At 61.8% G+C, this 20,889-nt stretch carries 18 protein-coding genes and 1 pseudogene; 8 read left to right on the top strand and 11 right to left on the bottom strand.

Annotated features, from left to right (window positions below; translation table 11 throughout):
* Window positions 1-40: 40 nt before the first annotated feature.
* The 6 genes from M5J09_RS00755 to M5J09_RS00730 form a co-directional block, all read right to left on the bottom strand.
* A complete protein-coding gene (locus tag M5J09_RS00755) occupies window positions 41-1,225 on the bottom strand; it encodes an MFS transporter (RefSeq protein WP_257156693.1) in 1,185 nt (394 codons plus the stop codon).
* 122 nt (window positions 1,226-1,347) lie between these two features.
* Complete coding sequence (locus tag M5J09_RS00750; RefSeq protein ID WP_070535981.1) at window positions 1,348-1,989, bottom strand: GntR family transcriptional regulator; 642 nt, start codon at window positions 1,987-1,989, stop codon at window positions 1,348-1,350.
* A gap of 124 nt (window positions 1,990-2,113) precedes the next feature.
* The gene (locus M5J09_RS00745) at window positions 2,114-2,719 is read right to left on the bottom strand and encodes a metallophosphoesterase (protein WP_257156651.1); all 606 of its coding nucleotides are present in this window, start codon (window positions 2,717-2,719) and stop codon (window positions 2,114-2,116) included.
* Window positions 2,712-4,373: an iron ABC transporter permease gene (locus tag M5J09_RS00740; RefSeq protein ID WP_257156650.1), complete on the bottom strand. Its 1,662-nt coding sequence runs from the start codon at window positions 4,371-4,373 to the stop codon at window positions 2,712-2,714. The genes M5J09_RS00745 and M5J09_RS00740 overlap by 8 nt, the downstream gene beginning before the upstream one ends.
* Window positions 4,374-4,407: 34 nt before the next feature.
* The gene (locus M5J09_RS00735; protein WP_042531522.1) at window positions 4,408-5,484 is read right to left on the bottom strand and encodes an ABC transporter substrate-binding protein; all 1,077 of its coding nucleotides are present in this window, start codon (window positions 5,482-5,484) and stop codon (window positions 4,408-4,410) included.
* A gap of 33 nt (window positions 5,485-5,517) precedes the next feature.
* Window positions 5,518-6,510, bottom strand: coding sequence for an ABC transporter ATP-binding protein (locus M5J09_RS00730; RefSeq protein WP_257156649.1), 993 nt, complete (start codon window positions 6,508-6,510; stop codon window positions 5,518-5,520).
* A 111-nt stretch (window positions 6,511-6,621) separates the two neighbouring features.
* Here M5J09_RS00730 and M5J09_RS00725 point away from each other — a divergent pair, with 111 nt between their 5' ends.
* Window positions 6,622-8,046 (top strand): DNA polymerase IV, encoded by a 1,425-nt coding sequence (locus M5J09_RS00725; protein WP_239178541.1) that lies wholly within the window; start codon window positions 6,622-6,624, stop codon window positions 8,044-8,046.
* On the opposite strand, the gene M5J09_RS00720 is transcribed toward M5J09_RS00725, so the two are convergent.
* On the bottom strand, window positions 8,043-8,981 hold the full coding sequence (locus M5J09_RS00720) for an asparaginase (protein ID WP_257156648.1): 939 nt from the start codon (window positions 8,979-8,981) through the stop codon (window positions 8,043-8,045). The two genes, M5J09_RS00725 and M5J09_RS00720, sit on opposite strands and share 4 nt — an antisense overlap.
* Window positions 8,982-9,086: 105 nt before the next feature.
* On the opposite strand from M5J09_RS00720, the gene M5J09_RS00715 reads away from it, so the two are divergent.
* On the top strand, window positions 9,087-9,683 hold the full coding sequence (locus tag M5J09_RS00715) for a hypothetical protein (RefSeq protein WP_257156647.1): 597 nt from the start codon (window positions 9,087-9,089) through the stop codon (window positions 9,681-9,683).
* An 86-nt stretch (window positions 9,684-9,769) separates the two neighbouring features.
* On the opposite strand, the gene M5J09_RS00710 is transcribed toward M5J09_RS00715, so the two are convergent.
* Complete coding sequence (locus M5J09_RS00710) at window positions 9,770-10,717, bottom strand: DUF6263 family protein (protein WP_257156646.1); 948 nt, start codon at window positions 10,715-10,717, stop codon at window positions 9,770-9,772.
* A 32-nt stretch (window positions 10,718-10,749) separates the two neighbouring features.
* Between M5J09_RS00710 and lspA the strand changes: the two genes are divergently transcribed.
* Genes lspA through M5J09_RS00690 form a run of 4 tightly spaced genes read left to right on the top strand, consistent with a single transcriptional unit; the run spans window position 10,750 to window position 13,047 of the window.
* On the top strand, window positions 10,750-11,253 hold the full coding sequence (gene lspA, locus M5J09_RS00705) for a signal peptidase II (protein WP_042531512.1): 504 nt from the start codon (window positions 10,750-10,752) through the stop codon (window positions 11,251-11,253).
* Entirely contained in the window at window positions 11,246-12,169 is a 924-nt protein-coding gene (locus M5J09_RS00700; RefSeq protein WP_042531510.1) for an RluA family pseudouridine synthase, read from the top strand. Before lspA ends, M5J09_RS00700 begins: the two co-directional genes overlap by 8 nt.
* Window positions 12,166-12,765 (top strand): hypothetical protein, encoded by a 600-nt coding sequence (locus M5J09_RS00695; protein WP_257156645.1) that lies wholly within the window; start codon window positions 12,166-12,168, stop codon window positions 12,763-12,765. Before M5J09_RS00700 ends, M5J09_RS00695 begins: the two co-directional genes overlap by 4 nt.
* Window positions 12,766-12,774: 9 nt before the next feature.
* The gene (locus M5J09_RS00690; protein ID WP_257156644.1) at window positions 12,775-13,047 is read left to right on the top strand and encodes a permease; all 273 of its coding nucleotides are present in this window, start codon (window positions 12,775-12,777) and stop codon (window positions 13,045-13,047) included.
* Here the strand turns inward: M5J09_RS00690 and rarD are convergent.
* A complete protein-coding gene (gene rarD, locus M5J09_RS00685; RefSeq protein WP_257156643.1) occupies window positions 13,044-13,940 on the bottom strand; it encodes an EamA family transporter RarD in 897 nt (298 codons plus the stop codon). The two genes, M5J09_RS00690 and rarD, sit on opposite strands and share 4 nt — an antisense overlap.
* A gap of 64 nt (window positions 13,941-14,004) precedes the next feature.
* On the opposite strand from rarD, the gene dnaE reads away from it, so the two are divergent.
* The gene (gene dnaE / locus M5J09_RS00680; RefSeq protein ID WP_257156642.1) at window positions 14,005-17,580 is read left to right on the top strand and encodes a DNA polymerase III subunit alpha; all 3,576 of its coding nucleotides are present in this window, start codon (window positions 14,005-14,007) and stop codon (window positions 17,578-17,580) included.
* Between the two features lie 87 nt (window positions 17,581-17,667).
* Window positions 17,668-18,864 (top strand): cobalamin-independent methionine synthase II family protein, encoded by a 1,197-nt coding sequence (locus tag M5J09_RS00675; RefSeq protein WP_042531500.1) that lies wholly within the window; start codon window positions 17,668-17,670, stop codon window positions 18,862-18,864.
* Between the two features lie 3 nt (window positions 18,865-18,867).
* Here M5J09_RS00675 and M5J09_RS00670 read toward each other — a convergent pair whose 3' ends face one another.
* A complete protein-coding gene (locus M5J09_RS00670; RefSeq protein WP_144790375.1) occupies window positions 18,868-19,164 on the bottom strand; it encodes a hypothetical protein in 297 nt (98 codons plus the stop codon).
* Window positions 19,165-19,175: 11 nt separating this feature from the next.
* Window positions 19,176-20,749 (bottom strand): annotated as a pseudogene (locus M5J09_RS00665) (DEAD/DEAH box helicase).
* Between the last annotated feature and the right edge of the window lie 140 nt (window positions 20,750-20,889).

The raw sequence follows: 20,889 nt of genomic DNA, 5'->3' as shown, positions 1-20,889 counted from the left end.
CCTCCCGGAAGGGGAGAGTGGAGCTTTGTGCTGTGCGGAGTTAGCGTCGAGCACCTGGCAGGTGCGCGCGCCAGGCCAGAATGACATTGATCAAGCACACTAGGGCGAGAGCGCTGCCGATGATGAATAGGTTGGTGAACCCGATGTAGGGAGCTAGGGCGCTGAAGGCCATGGGGATGAAAAAGCCGGTGTAGGAGATGGAATAGTACACGGCGGTCAGGCCGGCGAGCTCGCGCTCACCTGCAATGCGCTGTACCTCGGAGAGGCCGGCGACGAGAGCCAAGCCATAACCAGCGCCCATGGTCGCGGCCGCCGCGATGCCGAGCGGCAGGGAGAGCGAGTGGGCAGCAAGGGCGCCGAGAATAGCACCAATAGTGATCACGCCCATGGCGATGGCTGAGGCTCGAGCGGATTTATGGGTATCCACGAGACTGCCTAGCATTTGTACGCCTACGCCGCAGCCCAAGGTGATGACGGTCATGAGACCAGAGAAGGCGATGGGAGCACCGCCCGCCGAATCAGATAGCAGCTGTGGAAGCAGGGCATAGGCAGCGCCCGCGCAGCCGAAGACCCATGGGGCCACCGGGATGACAACGCGAACGAAGCGCTTGTGGGCGGCAGTGGGCACGTGGAGCATCTGCAGCATCTCACGTACTGTGAGGTCCAGAATGGTGGTCTTGACCGTACCGTGGCTGGGCTGACGGGTCTCCGGGGTATGGAGGATCCAGATGGCGGTGACCACTGTGAGCAGCATGTGCAGGATATAGGCGGTGTGGGTCGGCCAAGGACCCCACTGCGCCAGAACCGAGGCAATGCCAGCACCAACAAGGAATCCTGCGGTCAGGCACAATGACGCCTTGCGCGCACCGGAGGCAGGATCACCGCCGGCGCGGGTAATGAGTTCGGTAATCCATGTGGAACCGACCGCCATGACTAAGCCCAAGGCCATGCCGCACAGGACTCGGCCCAGAGCGATGATGAGGGGCTCCTCGGGAGCGATGGAAAGTAGGAAAGAACCGGCGAGGGAGAGCGGGGCAGCTGGAAGCAACATCGGACGGCGGCCGATGAGGTCAGAGAGCGGACCGCCGATGAGCAATGCTGGAATAATACCGATGACGTATGCCGCGAGCAGACCATTGACCGTGACCTGGGAGAAGTGCGAGGCCTCGCGGTACATCACCAGCAGGGGCGTGAACTCGTTGCCGCCCCATGCCACGGCCACCATGGAGCCAGCGACGGGAAACCAGGCATGCGAATGTAGGGGTACGGGGGACTGGACAGGGGCAGTAGGTTGGTCCGAGTCGGCGTCCGGTGCGTCGACATCTGGGTGCGAATGTGCGGAGACAGTCACAGTTGCTTCCTTGAAGAGTTGAGGTGGGATTCTAGTTCGGTGAGGTAGGTGTCGAGGTGGCCGGCGCGGAGGGCGTCGGCAAGCACGGTGTGTTGGGCTACGAACGCTCGGGCGCGTTCCACGCTGCGCCCCACGGCCGTCGCGGTGAAACGCTGCTGGCGCTCGCGCAGGGTATGGCCCAAGTTGGCCAGCAGGCGATTGCCGCCGTTGTCCATGATGGTCTGGTGGAATTTGGCGTCGAGCTGGGCGTATGCGCGCAAGTCGTCCTGATCGAGCGCGGCATGCTGCTCCTCGATGATGGCGTCGAGGACATCGGCGATAAGACCGCGTTCCTCGGCAGAGAGGGTGCAGATATGGCGGGCAGAGTGCTCGTCGACAAGCAGGCGGGCCTCGTAGACCTCGCGAATTTCACGGGGACTAATCGGTACCACGAGCGCACCGCGCTTGGGGTAGAGCTTCAGAAAACCTTCGACCTCTAGGCGGAGGAAGGCTTCACGCACCGGAGTGCGGCTCATCCCTAGTTCGGCGGCGAGGGCGGCTTCAGAAAGCATCTCCGAGTCGTCGACCTCGTCATCAATGATGCGGCGCTTGAGGTGGTCATAAGCCCGTTCCGCGGCGGGCACCCTGTCTTTCTGCATGCATACATGATGCATGCATGTGGGGGCTAGGGTCTAGTGGAAATGCCGAATGGTGAGAGATCGATCACGCGAAGGACAAGTGAGAGCTAGTTCTCTCCTGAGCGTGTTAGTGCAGGTGGAGAAGCTACAGGCGGGTGAGGGTGGCGGTGGGGACGTCGTAAAGCACAGCGCTACCCATGCCGACCCAGCCGATGAACGGTTCCTCGTTGAGCACTTGAGGGGAGTGGACGTGCCCCAGAACCCAGGCATCGTATCCACACGCCTCCAGTTCTTGAGGCGTAACAGGCAGACACAAGCCCTTGGAAAACTCACCGGACACGGACGAGTGCAGAAGACCGAGGTGCGGGCCGTGATGCTGGCGCGCCGGGAAAGTGAGCATGCGTGGATCCGGATCGGAAGCAACTGCAGCCGTAACAACGGTAGCGCCAGCACAGGTGAAGGAATGCACCTCAGTTGGGTGGACCATGACGGCCGCCGGGAAGGTGAGCTCGTGGTGGACATCGTGGTTGCCAGAAATGAAATGGACCTCGTTGAAGCGCTCGCCGGCGCGGCTCAACACCTCATAGGATTGGGGCACGTAGGTTGCGGGGTCGGCATCGCGGTCGATGATGTCACCGAGGCACACGCAGGCGTCCGCGGTAGCGTTCTCCAGCATGTCCAGCGCCCAGTGCAAGCCGGGCGCGCCGGGCTTGCCTAGGTGGAGATCCGCAAAAATGAGAATGCTAGACACTAGTTTTGCGCCCCTGCCACCACGTGATGAGGACGAGCACCACGGTGGAGGTGCCCACACCGATGAGGGTCATTGCCATGGCCTCGGCGCGGTGGCCTTGATCGAACTGATTCATAATCCACGGTGCCAGGAGGTTCAGCTGACTCGGGCGGATAAGCGACGACATCACAAGCTCCCGGAAACCAACGAAGAACGCCAACAACCATCCGGCGAAGATACCGGGAGCGAGCAGTGGGAGCGTGATGCTGCGCAGCGTGTGGGAAGCTGTTGCCCCTGAAACTGCGGCGGCTTCGTACACAGTGGGAGAGACTGCGCTGGCGGAGGTCTTGATGTTCTGCACGGCCATCGGCAAGAAGAGCACGGTGAAGGCCAAGACGAGGATGCCCATGGTGCCATACGGAGACCACGGCAGCCACGGGGCGTTCCACAGGAGAATGAAGCCAATGGCGAGAACTATGCCGGGAACGGTATCGGGAGCCACGGCGAGGAAGTCGGCGACACGGGCGCTCAGGCGCTTGGTGTGCTGAGTGAGCAGCGTGACTGCAATGCCAAGGACGACGGCCGTCGTAGCCCCGACCGCACCGAGGGCAATAGAGCGCAGGAGCGCCTCCTGGGCAGACGGCATCTGGAGAACGATGGCAAAGTAGTCAAAGGTGAGGTTCTGCGGTGTGGGCGGTGCAGAGCGCAGGATAGTCATCGCAGCCAAGGTGATGGAGATGTACGGGATAAGTACCGAGCAGGCGAAGATAAGGAAGGTCACCAGACCACCAATGGACTTACCCACTGCGCCAACACGCAGTGACACCTGGCGGGACACCCGGCCGCCACCGGTCAGGTCGCGGCGCGAGACCCACTGCTGAAATGCCCATGCGGCCACTCCCAGAGCGAAAAGTACTGACGATGAAGCCGCAGCGTCGGAAAAGCTGAGCGGGTCAATGGTGACATCCTGGTAGATGGAAGAGACCAGCACTTTGAAGCCGATAGCGTTACCCAAGGTAACTGGGGTGCCGAACTCGCCGGCGGCCTTGATGAAGACAATCAGCGCGCCAAGCGAATAGGGACCTACCACCGCCGGCATGATGATACGGCTTAACTGTTGCCAGCGGCTGGCGCCCGCCACCTGCGCCATTTCCAGAGAAGAAGCAGGAATGGAGGTCAGGCAGTTGCGGAGAATGAGGTAGAGGAACGGGAAAAGTTCGCAGGCCATAATGAAGGCCATGCCGGGCACGGAGTAAATGGCGTCGTGTGCGAGCTTGCCCAGGGTATGCCCGAGGAGCATTTCGGCGACTCCACCGCGGCGGGTGAAGTCCATCCAGGCCATCGCTGCGGCAAAAGGCGGGGTCATAAACGGAATCATGATGGCGATTTCTATCCAGTTCGCCTTAGAAAAAGGTGTCCATGCGCGCAGAAACGCGAGGGGTGCGGCAAACAAGGTAGAAAAGACCACCACGAGCAAGGAGAGGATGACCGTGTTGAGCAACACCTCTCCCATGCCTGGCTCCACAATCTTGTGGAGCGAGGACGGCTCATCGCGGTAGCCCACCACGGCACTGATGAGCACCGAGACCAGCGGTGCGGCGACGAGCACAAGCAGGACGATGAGTACTGCATAAATGCCGAGAATGCGCTGCGGGGTGCGTGTCGTGGTGCTCATAAGATGGGGTTACTCCGTGGTAAGAAAGCAGGGGCTACTTCAGGTAGCGCTGGGCAAACTTTTCCTTGACGTCCTTAGAGGTGGACACAACGGTGTCGAGATCCTCGTTCAGGGTCGTGATCTCATCCAGCTTCGGGCCGTTCTTCGGGGTGATTTCAGTGTTGGCCGGGATCATGTTCTTGGAGGCGGAAATCTCCTGGGCCTCGTCAGAGAAAAGGAAGTCGACGAAGGCTTCGGCGGCCTCCTTGTTGTCGGTGGTTTTGAGAATCATGACCGGACGCGGGGTTACGGTGGTGCCGGAGGAGGGGATGACGACCTCCAGCGGCTCGCCCTTGGACTTGGCGGAGTAGGCGGAGTAGTCCACGCCGCCCATGACGATGCCGCGAGAGCCGGAGGTGACCTGGTCGAGAGCAGGGCCATTTGCGCCCTGGACAATCATGCCGTTGTCGAAGAGCTTGTCAAAGAGCTCCCAAGTCTTGTCCTCACCCCACTGGGACACCATGGCGGCGATGAGGTCAGCAGCGGTACCGGACTCACGCGGATCCGGCATGATGACCTGGTCCTTGTACTTTTCATCAGCGAGGTCTTCCCAGTCTTGCGGCACCGAGTCAACAACGTTGGTGTTGGTTACCAGGGCCAATGCCGAGCCGTCGCGGCCGGTGAACGTGCCGTTCTTGGAAACCCAACTTGGAGTGATCTTGTCTGCGCCCTCCGGGGTGTACTCCTCTAGAGCGCCAGCCTTGTCCTGCTTGGATGCAGCGGACCAGGAAGCCAGGTACACCACGTCTGCCTGCGGGTTAGCTTCCTCGGCCTTGAGCTTCGCGGTGATCTTGCCGGTGGTGTCAGCGAAGACGTTGACGGTGACGTCGGTCTTCTCTTCGAAGGCTTCGACGAGGGCGTCGGTAAGCCCCTGCGGGTTTGCAGAGTAGTAGTCCAGGTCGCCGGACAGGCCTTCTGGAGCCTCCCAGGCTTCAGCGGAGGATGCCTCGGAACCGGTGGTGTCGGTGGAGGCATCGGTGGACTCGGCGGAGTCAACGGAACCGCAGCCAGTCAAGGCCAGAGCGGACGCCGCAGTGGCGGCTAGGGCGAGAGAGAGTTTCTTGTAGACCATGGAGAATCCTTAGAGGTAGAAAATCTGATGGGGTTAGTACGCGAGGCGCACCGTCGAACCGCGCTCGATTCGGGAGCGGCTGTAGGCCACCCACGGCTCGTCGGAGCCTTCGACGTCACAGTGCAGTTCGTAGCGTCCGCCGATGTACTGGGCGGTGCGGACAGTGCCGTCCACATGGTGCGGGAAAGACCCAATGTCTTCCTCCGCGCCGAGGACGGAGAGGTTTTCGGGGCGGACGTCGGGAAGCCCGTCGCGGCGATTCATGGTGCCCACGAAACCACCAACGAAGGACGTGGCGGGGGAGTCGTAGAGAGTGACAGGGTCAGCGAACTGCTCGATGACGCCGTCTTTCATCACCACAACCCGGTCCGACATCGCGAGTGCCTCCGACTGGTCGTGGGTGACGTAGATAACCGTGAGGCCGAGGTCTTGGGCGAGCGCGGTGAGTTCAGCTCGAATTTGGACGCGCAGGGCGGCGTCGAGCGCTGAGAGCGGCTCATCCATGAGCAGTAGCTGTGGGTTGGACACGAGGGCACGGGCGATGGCCACGCGCTGCTGCTGGCCGCCGGAGAGTTGGTTGGGGCGGGCTTGAGCCTTCGGGGTGATGCCAACCATGTCCATGCAGGTGCGCACGCGTTCGGCACGCTCGGCAGCGGATACCTTGTTGCCAGCGGTGGTGAGGGGGAATTCGATGTTTTTCTCCACCGTCATGTGTGGCCACAGCGCGAGGTCTTGGAAGACCATGGAGAGGTTGCGCTTGTTGACCGGAACATTGGTGTGAGGCCCGAAGACCTCGGTGCCGGAAAAGGTGATGGTACCGGTATCGGGGGTTTCAAGGCCCGCGATGCAGCGCAGGAGCGTGGACTTTCCGCAACCGGAGGGGCCGAGGATGGAAATGAACTCGCCGGAGTTGATGACGAGGTCGGTGGCGTGGAGGCCGGTGTTGTCCGCGAACTCACGCTTGATGCCGTTGACGACCACGTGGGCCTGAGGGGCAGGGGTGTGCGGCGAAAGCTGAGAAGTCACATCAGGGAAAGTTAGAGTACGAAAGTAAACGAAAGGGAAACGTCGTGTGGTGGTTGCCTTAAGGAAAACGAAATGACAGGTAACGCCGAGGCGGGGTTTAGACTGGGGCGCATGCAACGCTGGGTCCTTCACATTGACATGGATGCATTCTTCGCCTCCGTGGAGCAACTGACCCGGCCCACGCTGAAGGGTCGACCCGTGCTGGTGGGCGGGGCCGGTGGGCGCGGCGTGGTGGCGGGGGCTTCGTACGAAGCCCGCAAGTACGGTGCGCACTCGGCTATGCCGATGTTCCGCGCGCAGCAGCTTGTTGGCTATCAGGCCGTGGTGGTGCAGCCGCGCCGGGCGGTGTATTCGGTGGCCTCGCGCCGGGTCTTCGGCATCATTGCTGAGCATGCGGGGCTCATTGAGCAGTTGTCCATTGATGAGGCCTTCCTGGAGCCGGCTGCGCTTGTCGACGCCACCCCCACCGACGTCCGTGAATGGTCCGAGAACCTTCGCCGCGTCATCCGTGAGGAGACTGGTCTGCCCAGTTCAATCGGTGCTGGGGCGGGCAAGCAGGCGGCGAAGATTGCGTCCGGGGAGGCCAAGCCCGATGGCACCTTCGTTGTGCCGCACGACCGCTTTGATGAGCTTCTTCACCCGTTGCCAGTAGGGAAATTGTGGGGAGCGGGACCGGTGACGCAGCAGAAGCTCGCGGCAATTGGGGTGGACACGATTGGGCAGCTGGCGGCGATGAGCCGCAAGGAGGTGGAGATTTCCCTCGGTGGCGTGGTGGGCGTGCAGTTGTGGCAGCTGGCGCAGGGCATTGATGATAGGCCGGTGGCGCCGCGAGCGATTGCGAAGCAGATTTCCACTGAGTTCACCTATCCCACGGATTTGCGCACAGTGGCAGAGGTGGATGCGGCGCTGACCCGCGCGGCGGAGGGCGCGCACCGCAGGCTGCTCAAGGATGGCCGCGGCGCACGCACAGTGACGGTGAAGTTACGGATGGCGGATTTTCACATCGAGTCGCGCTCAGCCACCTTGCCGTATGCCACCGATGATCTTGACATTCTCAAAGCCAAGGCGTTGAGCTTGGCACGCTACCCTGACGAGCTAGGGCCCATTCGACTCGTGGGCGTGAGCTATTCGGGACTGGAAACCGCCCGTCAAGATGTGCTCTTCCCTGAGTTGGACCGCGAGGTCGTTCGGTCAGCCCCAGATACGGATTATGAAACCGGCGTGAGCGATCATGCTCCCGGTGAGCCCGAGTCTGGGACAGGATTGGGGCCGGAGTCGGGAGAGCTGGGAACAGCGGGGACGGACCCGGCGCGCCGCTGGCACGCTACTCAGGATGTGTACCATCCCGATTTCGGGCATGGCTGGATTCAAGGCACGGGGCATGGGGTGGTCAGCGTACGTTTTGAAACCAGCGCGACAGGTCCGGGGATTGCCCGGTCTTTTGCTACGGATGATAAGGACCTGCAGCCGGCTGACCCCGTGGATTCTTTGGCCTGGGAGGACTACCTGGACAGCGTCGACTCGGAGGAAGACTAGTCAGCGGTGTAGGTCCGGGTGGCCGGGGCTTGGGAGAAAATGTCGGCCACGGGCGTGCCGGTGGCCAGCGCCGCGGCGAGTAGGATGCGGGCCTGGCCAGCGCGGAAGGCGCCTGAGGCCACCGCGCCCAGTTCGCCCACAGTGGCGCCGCCACCGGCACCTCCGTAGGCCAGCTTGGTCTTTCCATAGGGCGTGCGGGTGCTGATGACAACAGGAATCCCCGCCTCCAAGGCGCGGGCCACGCCGGCGCCCATCTCTTCGCCCATGTTGCCCGAGCCCAAGGCTTCAATGATGAGGCCGGAGGAGTGGGTAAGGGAGGCGTCGACAAGCGCAGCGTCCGAACCCGGATACGCTGCGATGATGGAGACGGTGTGGGGAGCGAGCGGCACCAGGGGCAGGGGTGCGTGGAGTGGTTCGCCCACCGGAAGTTCTTCAAAACCGTTGAGGTGGGATGTGTGCCACTTGCGTGCGCCGCGCCCGGCAATGGTGCGCCCGCCAAACTGAACCCACACGCCTGATTTCTTGGTGCGCAGGAGCTCGAGGGCATCGCGCAGGTTACGCGGACCATCGCCCTGCGGATGATCGAAGGAGCGCTGTGCGCCCGTTACAACGATGGGCCCAGAACCAAGATCAAAAAGCGATAGCGCCAGCGCGGTCTCTTCCATGGAATCGGTGCCGTGGGTGATGAGAACGCCCTCAATCTCGTCACGAGCAAGCTGGGACTGCACGCAAGCGAGGAGTTCATCCAGATCCGCCAGGGTGATAGAACTTGAATCGAGCTGACGAAACTCGATGACGTCGAAGCTCTGTGCATCAGCAGGTGAGTCGTCGAGGGACTCTACAAGCTGTTGCCCGCTGACGGTGGGAACGAGGGAGCCATCTTCGACGGTGGTGCAGGCGATGGTGCCGCCGGTGGCGATGAGCGCAAAAGTCATTCCACCAGGGTACTTCAGGCGCAACGCTGCGCGGGAAACACAGGGTGATGTTCGTGAGCGCTAGAGTGAAAGGGATTAACCACGACCCCCTAGTGAGGAGTATCTGTGAAATCCATCAAGCTGAGCGTCGCAGCCCTGGCCCTAGGCGCCGCCACCACCCTGGCTGCCTGCTCGTCTTCTGACGATGACGCGGTCAACACCAGCAGCGCCGCCAAGCCTTCCGGCGAGACCTCTGCATCCCAGGTCGTCTCCACCGAGATGCCGTCCGTGGAGGAACTCAACGAGATCCTGACCAAGGCCTCTGACCCGAACGTGCCGCAGGAGGAGAAGGTCCAGCTGGTGCAAGGCAGTGAGACCGCGCCGGAGCTTTTCGACGTCATGTCCCAGTCCCAGGCTGAATCCGGTGCCACCTTCGAGGTAGTTGCCCCAGTCATTCCGGGCCTTGTGCCGGATTCCGCTCTGGCTACAGTCCATATCAACACCCCGGACGGCCAGCAGCAGACTGCCGACCAGGTCGAGTTCATCAACGAGGGCGGCTCCTGGAAGCTGTCCAAGACCTGGGCGTGTGTCCTCGTGACCAACATCGTGCCGCCAGAGGAAGTTCCGGAGATGTGTGCTGACTCTGTTGTTGATGCGCCTGCCGGTGGCGGCGCCGAAGGCGAGATGCCCGCAGAGGGCGGCGCAGAAGCCCCCGCGCAGTAATCTAGTTCGCTACCCACACATTTACGTACGCCCGCATCCCCCCCCCTGGCTTCGAACCGGGGGAGTGCGGGTGTTTCTGCGTGCTCTTAGTCGGTACGGAACTTCATTTCAGTTGCGTTGGACTGCATGACGCGGAGGTCCGAGCCCTCGGAGCCGTAGGAGATGAGGGTGGTGATGGAGACGGCGCCAGCCGTGGGCAAGGGCTTGGAGAGATCAACAGTGACGGTGCCCTCGGATGTGGTTGATGAGTCGAGGACCTTGAGCTCCTTGCCGTGAAGCTCGGCGGGGGCATCGGCGCTGTCGAAGGACAGGGCGCCCAGGGACGGGCGCTGCTCCACGGATACATCGAGGGTAGCGACATCACCCTCGAGTTTGTTCAAGGTGTACGTCGTGGTCTGCAGCAAGGTCGATTCACCGGTGACACGAGACTCCACGGTCCACTGCGCACCGCGGCCAATCTCCTCGTCGGGGAAGACGATAGGCAGGGAGGTGAGGCTGGTAATCGCGCGCTCTACCGTGCTGCGAGCCTCATCGGTGGCGGCCTGTGGGGCGGCTAGGCGCAGTGAATTCATCTGCCCGGTATCGGTGCCGCGCCAGCCAAACTGGAAACCTTCGGCCGACGCCACATCAGCGTGTGCGTCTTCCGGCTTGCCCACGGTGACAAAAGCATTGCGGCTCGCCGGCACCTGACCTTCGACGTTCTCGGTCGCAGCCTCCACGGAGGCTTGCAGTGGGAGAGTGACCTCGTCGGTGGCCTCAGGTGAGGAGCCTTCGCTGCCGTCCTTGCGCAAGTCCTGGTTGAAGCCAGTGGCCACCGTGTAGGTCAGGGACTGCTCGGAGTCGAGATCCTGGTACGCCAGCACACGGCCGGCACCATCACCGGGGGAGAGGACGGTAACGCGCGGGGCATCGAGGGGCAAGCCCACGGGCTCCTCCACAGGCTTGGCCGGCTGGGAATAGGTACAGCCAGCGAGCGCGCCGGTTACTCCCAAGGTGGCGGCGGACAGGACTGCTAGGACTCTCACACGAAACACGCATTCCAAATTACCGGATCAGGCTGTTTAGAATGGAACGGGTGAAAGCAAGGAGTTATATCGGAACAATGGCCGCGGTGGTGCTCGGCGTGGCCGCCGTCGACCAAGCAGTCAAGCAGCTCATGCTGTCGATCCTCACTGAGGGTGAAGCGATGCCGGTGATTGGCAACTGGTTCCGGTTGTACCTCCTCTTCAATCCCGGCGCGGCCTTCTCTATGGGCGGCGAGGGCTCCACGTGGCTGTTTACCACCATCCAGTTGGTTTTCGTCATCGGCGTCGCCATTGCTGCTCCTCGGCTCCATGATTCTTGGCAGGCCGTGGGTTTGGCCATGATTGGCGGCGGAGCCCTGGGCAACCTCATGGACCGGCTCTTCCGCGAGCCCGGCTTCTGGTTTGGGCACGTGGTGGACTACATCTCCGTGGGTAACTTCGCCGTCTTTAACATCGCGGATGCGTCGATTACGTGTGGGGTCGTTGTCTTTATTATCGGGATGCTCCGGGCCGAGCGGAAGGAGGCGCAGGAATCTGATGCGTGAGAGTCGTAGGTTGCCAGTACCCGAGGGCTTGGAAGGCATGCGCGCTGATGCGGCCTTGGCCAAGCTTCTTGGGCTGTCTCGGGCAAAGGTGGCGGAGCTGTGCGCGGCGGGGGACGTAGAGATCGACGGCGTTGCTGTAGGCAAGTCCGAGAGGCTCACTGCCGGGGGGTGGGTGGATGTCATGATGCCCGCTCCGGACGAGCCCCTCGTTCCGAAGGAAGAGCTGGTTGAGGGGATGGATGTCCTCTACTCGGATGAGGACATCATCTGTGTGTACAAACCGGTGGGCGTGGCCGCACACCCCACGTTGGGCTGGGACGGCCCCACCGTGATTGGTGGGTTGCGGGCGGCGGGCTATGCGCTTGCCGACGCCGGCCCTACCGAACGCAAAGGCATTGTCCACCGCCTCGACGTGGGAACGTCTGGCGTCATGGTTGTGGCAGCCAGCGAACGTGCCTACTCCCAGCTCAAGACCGCCTTTCGCGAACGCACCGTGGAAAAGACCTACCACGCGGTGGTCCAAGGTCTGCCGGATCCCATCGTTGGCACCATTGATGCCCCGATTGGGCGCCATCCGTCGGCGGGCTGGAAGTTCGCGGTGGTTGACGATGGCAAGCCGGCGGTGACGCACTACACGCTGCTCGAGGCTTTCCGCGAGGCTAGCCTCCTCGAAGTCCACTTGGAGACCGGCCGTACGCACCAGATTCGCGTCCACATGTCTGCCACTGGGCACCCGTGCGTCGGTGATCCGATGTATGGCTGTGATCCGAACCTAGCCAAACGGGTGGGGCTTATCCGCCAGTGGCTGCATGCGGTCACCTTGGGCTTTACTCACCCGGGCACCGGTAAGTGGTTCGAGTGCACGGCCCCGTATCCAGAAGATCTGGAACATGCGGTTGAGGTTCTGCGCGGATGATGAACCGGCGAGTCCCCAGCGCACACATCTATCGGCGGCGGCGCATCGCTGCCCTCGTGCTGCTGGCCGTGGCGGCCTGTGCCGTTGTGCTTGCGTTTGGTGTGCTCGGTACCCAACCGAGTACCGCGCTGCAGGGCGATCAGCTGGGACCAGATGGCGCAGAAAGCGCCGCCGAGTACCGTGAGCGTGCCGAGGAATCACTGGCGCAGGCCGACGAGCCGACGTACGCGCTGGTGGGGTTTAATGACGCACTTACCCCCGAGGAAACCGCTGACCTCCTGAGCCCTGTTCAGCGCATGAACGCCATCGTTATCGGCTTGGCAGCCCCCGTGGTCGTCCCGGAGCCTACTGCGGGCAAGGACCGCTCCGATGTCATCGATACTGTGCTCCACCGCGTGGCAGACCGCGCCCGCGACATCGGTGAGGAGGCCCCCACCACCGTGGATGCTGCGGTGGTATATTCCAGCGGTGCGGAGCTGCGTGCGCTCGCCGCAGATCCCCGTGTGGCGACTGTGGAGGCCGCGCCTGCCGACGCCCCCTGGGGCTCCTTCGGAGTCCGCCCACCGTCCAACGTCCACCAGACCGCGAAACCTTAAGAGGTAACCATGCGCCTATTTCCTAAGACCTCTACGTGGCCTGCTAATTACCGCTTCGCGTACATCCTGGTGTGGGCAGGAGCTATCATCACGGTTCTGTCTTTCATCGCCCTCGCAGTCCTCGGCAGCGATGGAATGACCTTGGGCATTCTCGGCATTGTAGCACTGTACTGCATCGCCATGGCCGTGCTCATGCCGCGCTGGGCGCTCAACGCCGATGAGGAGGCTGCCAAGCGCACGCGTGCCAAGCAAGCCCGCGAAGAGCTGCGCAACCGCTCCTAGCTCGGGGTGTGATCCGGGGCGGGGTGGGGACGGGCGCGACGTCGCAAAGCGCGGCCCATACGCACCAAATCCGCCAGGTAAATGATGACCGCCACCCAGATGATGATGAAGCCGATCCAGCGTTCGGTTGGCATATGCTCCTGGGTCACGAACACTGCCCACAACATCTGCATGATGGGCGTCATGTACTGCAGCATGCCCAACGTAGAAAGACGAAGGTGCTTAGCTCCTTGTGCGAAGCACAGCAGCGGTAGGGCCGTGACGAGGCCGGACGTCACCAGAAGCGCGATGTGTCCGGGGCCTTCAGAAGTGAAGGTGGATTCGCCTTGGGCCTGCAGGTAGCCCAGATAGATGAGAGCAAACGGCAGCATGACGATGGTTTCCGCGGCCACTGACCCCATGGAGGAGACCGAAATCTGTTTCTTGAGCAAGCCATAAATAGCGAAACTGAAGGCCAGGGCCAGTGAATAATACGGCGCCTGGCCGGTCATGAATGTCAGCCACACAACCGCCACGAACGCAATGCTGACCGACGCCACCTGCGCCTTGGTCAACGTCTCCTTGAGGAACATGATGCCCAAGGCCACTGAGACGAGAGGGTTGATGAAATAGCCCAAAGCGGCGTCCGCCACGTGGTCACTGTTCACCGCGATGACATAGGTTCCCCAGTTGATGGTGATGGTGATACCGCAGCCCAGCATCCAGCCCCACGTGCGCAGGCTCATCGCCTTGAGCTCACGCCAGCCGCCCGTCACCACCAACATGAGGGTCACGAGCACCGCAGTCCACACGATGCGGTGAGCAAGGATTTCGAATGGGCTGGCGGGGCGCAGCAGGGGGAAGAAAGCCGGAAAGAAACCCCACATGAGATAGGCGGCGATAGTGTAGAACATCACAGAAAAATGTACAGGACGTTGAGTAATCCGGGAAGTTTGACGGCCCCGCTAAGATGACCGCATGGCCAAAAACTCCTCCTTCGTCCACCTGCACAACCACACCGAATTTTCCATGCTCGACGGCATGGCCAAGGTGGATATGTTGGCCGATGAAGTGGTTCGCCAAGGCATGCCCGCGGTGGGCATGACCGACCACGGCAACATGTACGGCTCCAACGCTTTCTATCAGAGGATGACGAGTGCTGGCGTGAAGCCCATCATCGGCATCGAGGCCTACCTGGCACCCGAGTCCCGCTTTAACAAGAAGCGCGTGCTGTGGGGAACCCCAGACCAGAAGCGCGATGACGTCTCGGCGTCCGGTGCCTACCTGCACCAGACCATGGTGGCGGAAAATGAAACAGGTCTGCGCAACCTATTCAAGCTCTCCTCCCTAGCCTCCTACGAAGGTCAGCTGGGCAAGTGGCCGCGTATGGATGCGGAGCTCATCGCTGAGCACGCGGAAGGCATCATCGCCACCACCGGCTGTCCATCTGGTGATGTTCAGACTCGCTTGCGCCTGGGTCAGTTCAACGAGGCCCTCGAAGCCGCGGCGATGTGGCAGGACATCTACGGCAAGGACAACTTCTTCTTGGAGCTTATGGATCATGGGCTGGACATCGAGAAGCGCACGCGTGACGGCCTGCTCGAAATCGGCCGCAAGCTGGATCTGCCGCCGCTGGTGACCAATGACTGCCACTACGTGCTGGAATCCCAGGCGCCGTCCCACGAGGCCATGCTGTGCGTGCAGACCGGCAAGACCTTCATGGACCCGGACCGTTTCAAATTCGACGGCACCGGTTACTACATCAAGTCCGCAGCACAAATGCGCGAGCTGTGGGACCACATGGTTCCGGAAGCCTGCGATAACACCTTGTGGATTGCGGAGCGCGTTCAAGACTACGGCGCGATTTGGGAGGAGCATACCCATGACCGCATGCCGATTGCGGACGTCCCCGAAGGCCACACCCCAACTTCGTGGCTGACCCACGAGGTCATGGAGGGCTTGAAGGACCGCTTTAACGGGGGCGACGTTCCACAGGAATACATCGACCGCGCCGAGTATGAGATTAGCGTCATCGACATGAAGGGCTACCCGTCCTACTTCCTCATCGTGGCTGAGCTCATCAAACACGCCCGCTCCATTGGTATTCGCGTCGGCCCGGGCCGTGGTTCGGCGGCAGGTGCGCTCGTGGCCTACGCGTTGACGATCACCAACATTGACCCCATCGAGCATGGCCTTCTCTTCGAGCGATTCTTGAACCCAGAACGCCCGTCCGCACCCGATATCGATATCGACTTCGACGATCGCCGTCGCGGCGAGATGATCACCTATGCCGCTGACCGCTGGGGCGAGGACAAGGTCGCGCAGGTGATTACCTTCGGCACGGTGAAGACCAAGCAGGCTATTAAAGACTCCGCGAAGGTGCACTTTGGCCAGCCTGGATTCCAGATGGCTGACCGTATCAACGGCGCACTGCCGCCCGCTATCATGGCGAAGGATATCCCGCTCGCCGGCATCATGGACCCGGATCACGCGCGCTACTCTGAGGCTACCGAGGTCCGTCAGATGATTGAGACCGACCCAGACGTCAAGAAGATTTATGAGACCGCGCGCGGTCTCGAGGGCGTTGTTCGTCAGGCAGGCGTCCATGCCTGTGCGGTGATTATGGCCTCGGTCCGCCTCATGGACCACATTCCCATGTGGAAGCGCCCAGCCGACGGCGCCTACATCACCGGCTGGGATTACCCCGCCTGTGAGGCCATTGGCCTGCTGAAGATGGACTTCCTGGGCCTGCGCAACCTCACCGTGATTGGTGACTGCCTGGAAAACATCAAGAAGAACCGCGGTGAGGAAATCGGCCTCGAGGATCTACACGCCGATGACCCGAAGGTCTCCAAGGTGTATGACCTGCTCTCGCGTGGCGATACCCTCGGCGTGTTCCAGCTGGACTCCGGCGGCATGCAGGAACTGCTTAAGCGCATGAAGCCGACGGGCTTCAAGGATATCGTTGCGTCACTGGCGCTGTACCGCCCCGGCCCGATGGGCGTGAACGCTCACTGGGATTACGCCGACCGCAAGAACGGGCGCAAGGAAATCACTCCGATTCACCCGGAACTGGAGGAACCGCTGCGAGAGATCCTCGATGAGACCTACGGCCTCATCGTGTACCAGGAGCAGATCATGCGTATCTCGCAGAAGGTGGCCAACTACACCGCTGGTGAGGCAGACGGCTTCCGCAAGGCGATGGGTAAGAAGAAGCCGGAAGTTCTGGCGCAGCAGTACGACAAGTTCTGGGGCGGCATGCAGGATAATGGCTATTCCAAGGAAGCCATGGATGCGCTGTGGGGCACGATTGAGCCCTTCGCGTCCTACGCGTTTAACAAGTCCCACGCCGCAGGCTATGGTTTGGTGTCTTTCTGGACGGCGTACCTCAAGGCCTACTACGCGCCGGAATACATGGCTGCACTGTTGACCTCCGTGGGCGATAAGAAGGACAAGTCCGCCATCTATCTTGCTGACTGCCGCCATCTAGGTATCCGCGTTCTTTCACCGGATGTTAACGAGTCCGTTGAAACTTTCCAGGCCGTGGGAGAAGATATTCGCTTCGGCATGGGCGCCATCCGCAACGTTGGTGGGGAAGTGGTGGATTCCATCGTCAAGACTCGGCGTGAGAAGGGAGCGTTTACGTCCTTCTCCGATTACCTGGACAAGATTGAGCTGGCTGCGTGTTCCAAGCGCGTGACGGAGTCACTCATCAAGGCCGGCGCGTTCGACTCCCTGGAACACCCCCGCAAGGGCCTGATGCTCATCCATGAGGATGCCGTGGATTCCGTCCAGACCACGAAGAAAGCAGCGGATAAGGGGCAGTTTGATCTCTTCGCCGGCTTCGGCGGGGGCGAGGACAACGGTGAGTCGGTATCTGCCTTTGCCATCGACGTCCCCGATGAGAACTGGGACCGCAAGCACGAGCTCGCCCTCGAACGCGAGATGCTGGGTCTGTATGTCTCTGGCCACCCACTTGATGGTTTTGAGGAAGCGCTTGAGGCGCAGACCGATACCCCGATTACGAAGATTCTGAACGGTGAGGTTGGCAATGGGCAAGAGTTGGTCATCGGCGGCATTATCTCGGGCGTCGACAGGCGCTTCTCCAAGCGTGATGGCTCACCGTGGGCCATCGTGAGCATGGAAGACCACAACGGCGCCCAGGTGGATATTCTCGTGTTCAACCAGGTGTATTCGCTGGTAGCGACCCAGATTGCAGAGGACAATATCATCCTGGCCAAGGTCCAAGTGAAGATTCGCGATGAGCGCATGTCGCTCTTCTGCTCCGATATTCGCGTTCCTGACCTGGGCCCCGGCAATGGAGCGGGCTTGCCACTGCGCCTGACCATGCGCACCGACCAGTGCACGATGGATAACATTGCCAAGCTCAAGCAGGTGCTGGTCAATAACCGCGGCGAATCCGATGTGTACCTCACGCTTGTCGACGGCGAAGAGTCCACCATGATGGTCCTCGGCGAGCACCTGCGTGTGGAGCGCTCCAGCAACCTCATGGGTGACCTGAAGGCCACGATGGGGGCCGGCATCCTCGGATGAATTTAAGGTGATGCGAGATCCAGTGGGAGCGTGATGTCTACGTTATTCTAGACAGCATAGTCTAGAAGAAAGGACATTCCTTCCCCCATGGTCAACAAGATTCGCACGACTCACGTCGGCTCGCTGCCGCGCACGAAGGAACTGCTGGAGGCCAACCTCGAGCGTTCTGCAGGAACCATCTCAGATGAGAAATTCCACGAAATCTTGGAGCGCTCCGTCGCGGATGTGGTGAAGCGCCAGGTGGATCTCGGCGTCGACATCATCAACGAGGGCGAGTACGGCCACATCACCTCCGGCGCCGTGGATTACGGCGCCTGGTGGAACTACTCCTTTACCCGCCTGGGTGGTCTGACCATGACGGACAAGGACCGCTGGGAAATCGGCGATAAGATTCGTTCCGAGCCGGGGAAGATTCGTCTGTCCTCGATGAAGGATCGCCGCGACCGTGCCCTGTTCTCTGAGGCTTACAACGACCCGGATTCAGGCATTTTCACTGGGCGCAAGAAGGTGGCTAATCCGGAGTTCACCGGCCCGGTGACCTACATCGGCCAGGAGCAGGTCGAGGCTGATGTGAAGCTGCTTGCCGACGCCCTCCCCGCAGACACCGAGGGCTTCGTCGCCGCCCTATCCCCGGGTGCTGCCGCACGTCTTCCCAATAAGTACTACGAGGATGAGTCCGAGCTGGTCCGCGCCTGTGGTGAGGCTTTGTCGGTGGAATACAAGGCCATCACCGATGCAGGATTGACCGTGCAATTCGATGCCCCGGACCTGGCGGAGGCCTGGGATTCCGTCGTGCCGGAGCCAACCGTGAAGGATTTCCAGGCCTTCTTGCACGAGCGCATTGAAATCCTCAACGAGTCCATCAAGGACATCCCGCGCGAGCAAACCCGTCTGCACATCTGCTGGGGTTCGTGGCACGGACCGCACGTGACGGACATCCCGTTTGAGGACATCATCGATGAGATCCTGCAGGCTAAAGTCGGCGGGTTCTCTTTCGAGGGAGCGTCGCCGCGCCACGCGCATGAGTGGCGCGTGTGGAAGGACCACACTTTGCCGGAAGGCACCGTCATCTACCCAGGAGTGGTGTCTCACTCCACCAATGCCGTTGAACACCCGCGCCTAGTTGCTGACCGCATCATCCAGTTCGCCGAGCTGGTCGGTCCAGAAAACGTCATCGCGTCGACCGACTGCGGCCTCGGTGGTCGCCTGCACCACCAGATCGCGTGGGCTAAGTTGGAGTCCCTCGTTGAGGGCGCTGAGATTGCAACGAAGGAATTGTTCTAGGGCCTAGCCTGGGGCGAGCGGGTGGGCGTCGTAAAGCGCCTGCGTCTTACCCACTGACTTGGGCAACATGAGTGCGACGATGAGCATCATGAGGCCGAAGAGGATCAGGCCAACGGAGGCGTGGAGGCGCCACGGCGACGTGGGGGCGATGAAGATCCACGCGGCGATGCCACCGGCGATACTGAGGATGAAGAGCGCGATGCCGGAGAGCACCATGTTCTTGGTCTCGCGCACCATTTCGTTGTGCTGCTTCGCAAAGTCCTCGTCGACGTCGAACTTGAATACCTTCATGCCACTCATGGCATTCAAGTCTAAAGGTCGGCGGAATCGACCAACCGGTACGCGTAGGCTCGCTCGGCGAGGAAGCGTTGCCGGTGCATGGCGTATTCGGAGTCCAGGGTGTCGCGGGCAACGACGGTGTAGAACACTGCCTCCGCGCCGTCGGCTTTGGGCCGCAGCAAACGCCCCAGACGTTGGGCTTCTTCTTGTCGCGAGCTGAAGGTACCGGAGACCTGGATGGCCACGGCGGCTTCGGGCAGGTCGATGGAGAAGTTCGCCACCTTCGACACCACCAGTGTGGAGATCTCGCCGTCCCGGAACGCTTGGAAGGCCTCTTCGCGCTTTTCGGTGGTGGTTTTTCCGTCGACCGAGGGAGCGTCGATACACGATGCGAGCTCCTCGAGATGCTCCACGTACGCGCCGATGATCAAGGTCTGCTGCCCCTTATGCGTCGCAAGAAGCTTGTCGACGACCTCCAGCTTGCCCGCCGAACAAGCCGCCAGACGATATCGTTCGCGGGCCTCTGCGGTGGTGTAGGTGAGGCGTTCTTCGTCGGTAAGCGTGGTGCGCACTTCCACGCACTCGGCGGTGGCGATGTAGCCGGCCATCTCGAGTTCTTTCCAGGGGCGTCGTAGCGCTTGGGCCCGATGAGGGAGAACACGTCGTCCTCGCGGCCGTCCTCGCGCACGAGTGTGGCGGTCAGTCCCAGTCGGCGGCGCGACTGGAGGTCCGCGGCCATGCGGAAGATTGGGGCGGGCAGGAGATGGACTTCGTCGTAGATGATTAAGCCCCAGTCGCGGGAGTCGAAAAGCTCGAGCGCCCGGTACTCGCCCTTCGTCTTGAGGGTGACCACCTGGTAGGTGGCGCTGGTGACGGGGCGGATCTCCTTTTTCTCACCGGAGTATTCGCCGATTTCTTCCGTGGTCAGGGTGGTGCGGCGCAGCAGTTCGTCGCGCTACTGGCGGCCGGCGACGGTGTTGGTGACCAAGATCAAGGTGGTGGTCTGCGCCTGCGCCATCGACGCCGCGCCGACAATGGTTTTGTCGGCGCTGCAGGGTAAGACCACCACACCGGAGCCGCCCTGCCAGAAGGATTCGCCGTCGACGTAGCCGGCGAGGTCCTCCACGGGCCAGCCCAGCTTCGTCAGCTCCTGTTTGATTTGGCCGCGGGCGGAGGGGTGGACGGGGACCGTGAGGTCGTCGATAGGCTTCGCTATGAGGGGCTGGATTTTCTGGCGGCGGGTGACCTCGGTGAGGATCGGGGGGTCGTCCGCCTCCAGGATGAGCCCGTGGGCGGGGTGTTTCACCAGCTTCAACCGGCCGTAGCGGGCCATGGTCTCGGCGACGTCTACGAGCAGCGCCGGCGGGACGGGGAAGCGGGAGTACCGCTCGAGCACGTCCACGGCCTGCTCGGCGTCAAAGCCGGCGGCGCGGGCGTTCCACAGTGTAAGTGGGGTGATGCGGTAGGTGTGGATGTGCTCAGGCGCGCGCTCGAGCTCCGCGTACGGTGCGAGTGCCGCGCGTGCCGCGCCCGCTTCCGGGTGCGAGACATCGGGGAGGACCGCCTTGTCCGACTGAACAATGAGTGGACCGTCACCTAAAGGCATACGGGACATTATGCCTGCGGGGTAGTCGCCTGCACCAACACAGCGCTCATCGCGAGTGTTGCTGCGGGTAAGTGCAGGTTTTGCGGCTCCATGTGCTTGAGCATGATGTGAGCAGACCAAGTACCAAACCCATTTGACCA

The sequence above is a fragment of the Corynebacterium sp. BF-R-2 genome (assembly GCF_024586525.1).
GTDB lineage: Bacteria > Actinomycetota > Actinomycetes > Mycobacteriales > Mycobacteriaceae > Corynebacterium > Corynebacterium singulare.
This window is presented reverse-complemented; position numbering and strand designations above follow the sequence as displayed.

What these genes read in the sequence shown, in the direction of transcription:
- M5J09_RS00755 (WP_257156693.1), bottom strand. Translation starts at nt 1,225, where the DNA reads ATGGTGGCCGTGGCATGGGGCGGCAACGAGTTCACGCCCCTGCTGGTG.
- M5J09_RS00750 (WP_070535981.1), bottom strand. Translation starts at nt 1,989, where the DNA reads ATGCAGAAAGACAGGGTGCCCGCCGCGGAACGGGCTTATGACCACCTC.
- M5J09_RS00740 (WP_257156650.1), bottom strand. Translation starts at nt 4,373, where the DNA reads ATGAGCACCACGACACGCACCCCGCAGCGCATTCTCGGCATTTATGCA.
- M5J09_RS00735 (WP_042531522.1), bottom strand. Translation starts at nt 5,484, where the DNA reads ATGGTCTACAAGAAACTCTCTCTCGCCCTAGCCGCCACTGCGGCGTCC.
- M5J09_RS00725 (WP_239178541.1), top strand. Translation starts at nt 6,622, where the DNA reads ATGCAACGCTGGGTCCTTCACATTGACATGGATGCATTCTTCGCCTCC.
- M5J09_RS00720 (WP_257156648.1), bottom strand. Translation starts at nt 8,981, where the DNA reads ATGACTTTTGCGCTCATCGCCACCGGCGGCACCATCGCCTGCACCACC.
- lspA (WP_042531512.1), top strand. Translation starts at nt 10,750, where the DNA reads ATGGAACGGGTGAAAGCAAGGAGTTATATCGGAACAATGGCCGCGGTG.
- M5J09_RS00700 (WP_042531510.1), top strand. Translation starts at nt 11,246, where the DNA reads ATGCGTGAGAGTCGTAGGTTGCCAGTACCCGAGGGCTTGGAAGGCATG.
- M5J09_RS00695 (WP_257156645.1), top strand. Translation starts at nt 12,166, where the DNA reads ATGATGAACCGGCGAGTCCCCAGCGCACACATCTATCGGCGGCGGCGC.
- M5J09_RS00690 (WP_257156644.1), top strand. Translation starts at nt 12,775, where the DNA reads ATGCGCCTATTTCCTAAGACCTCTACGTGGCCTGCTAATTACCGCTTC.
- rarD (WP_257156643.1), bottom strand. Translation starts at nt 13,940, where the DNA reads ATGTTCTACACTATCGCCGCCTATCTCATGTGGGGTTTCTTTCCGGCT.
- dnaE (WP_257156642.1), top strand. Translation starts at nt 14,005, where the DNA reads ATGGCCAAAAACTCCTCCTTCGTCCACCTGCACAACCACACCGAATTT.
- M5J09_RS00675 (WP_042531500.1), top strand. Translation starts at nt 17,668, where the DNA reads ATGGTCAACAAGATTCGCACGACTCACGTCGGCTCGCTGCCGCGCACG.
- M5J09_RS00670 (WP_144790375.1), bottom strand. Translation starts at nt 19,164, where the DNA reads ATGAGTGGCATGAAGGTATTCAAGTTCGACGTCGACGAGGACTTTGCG.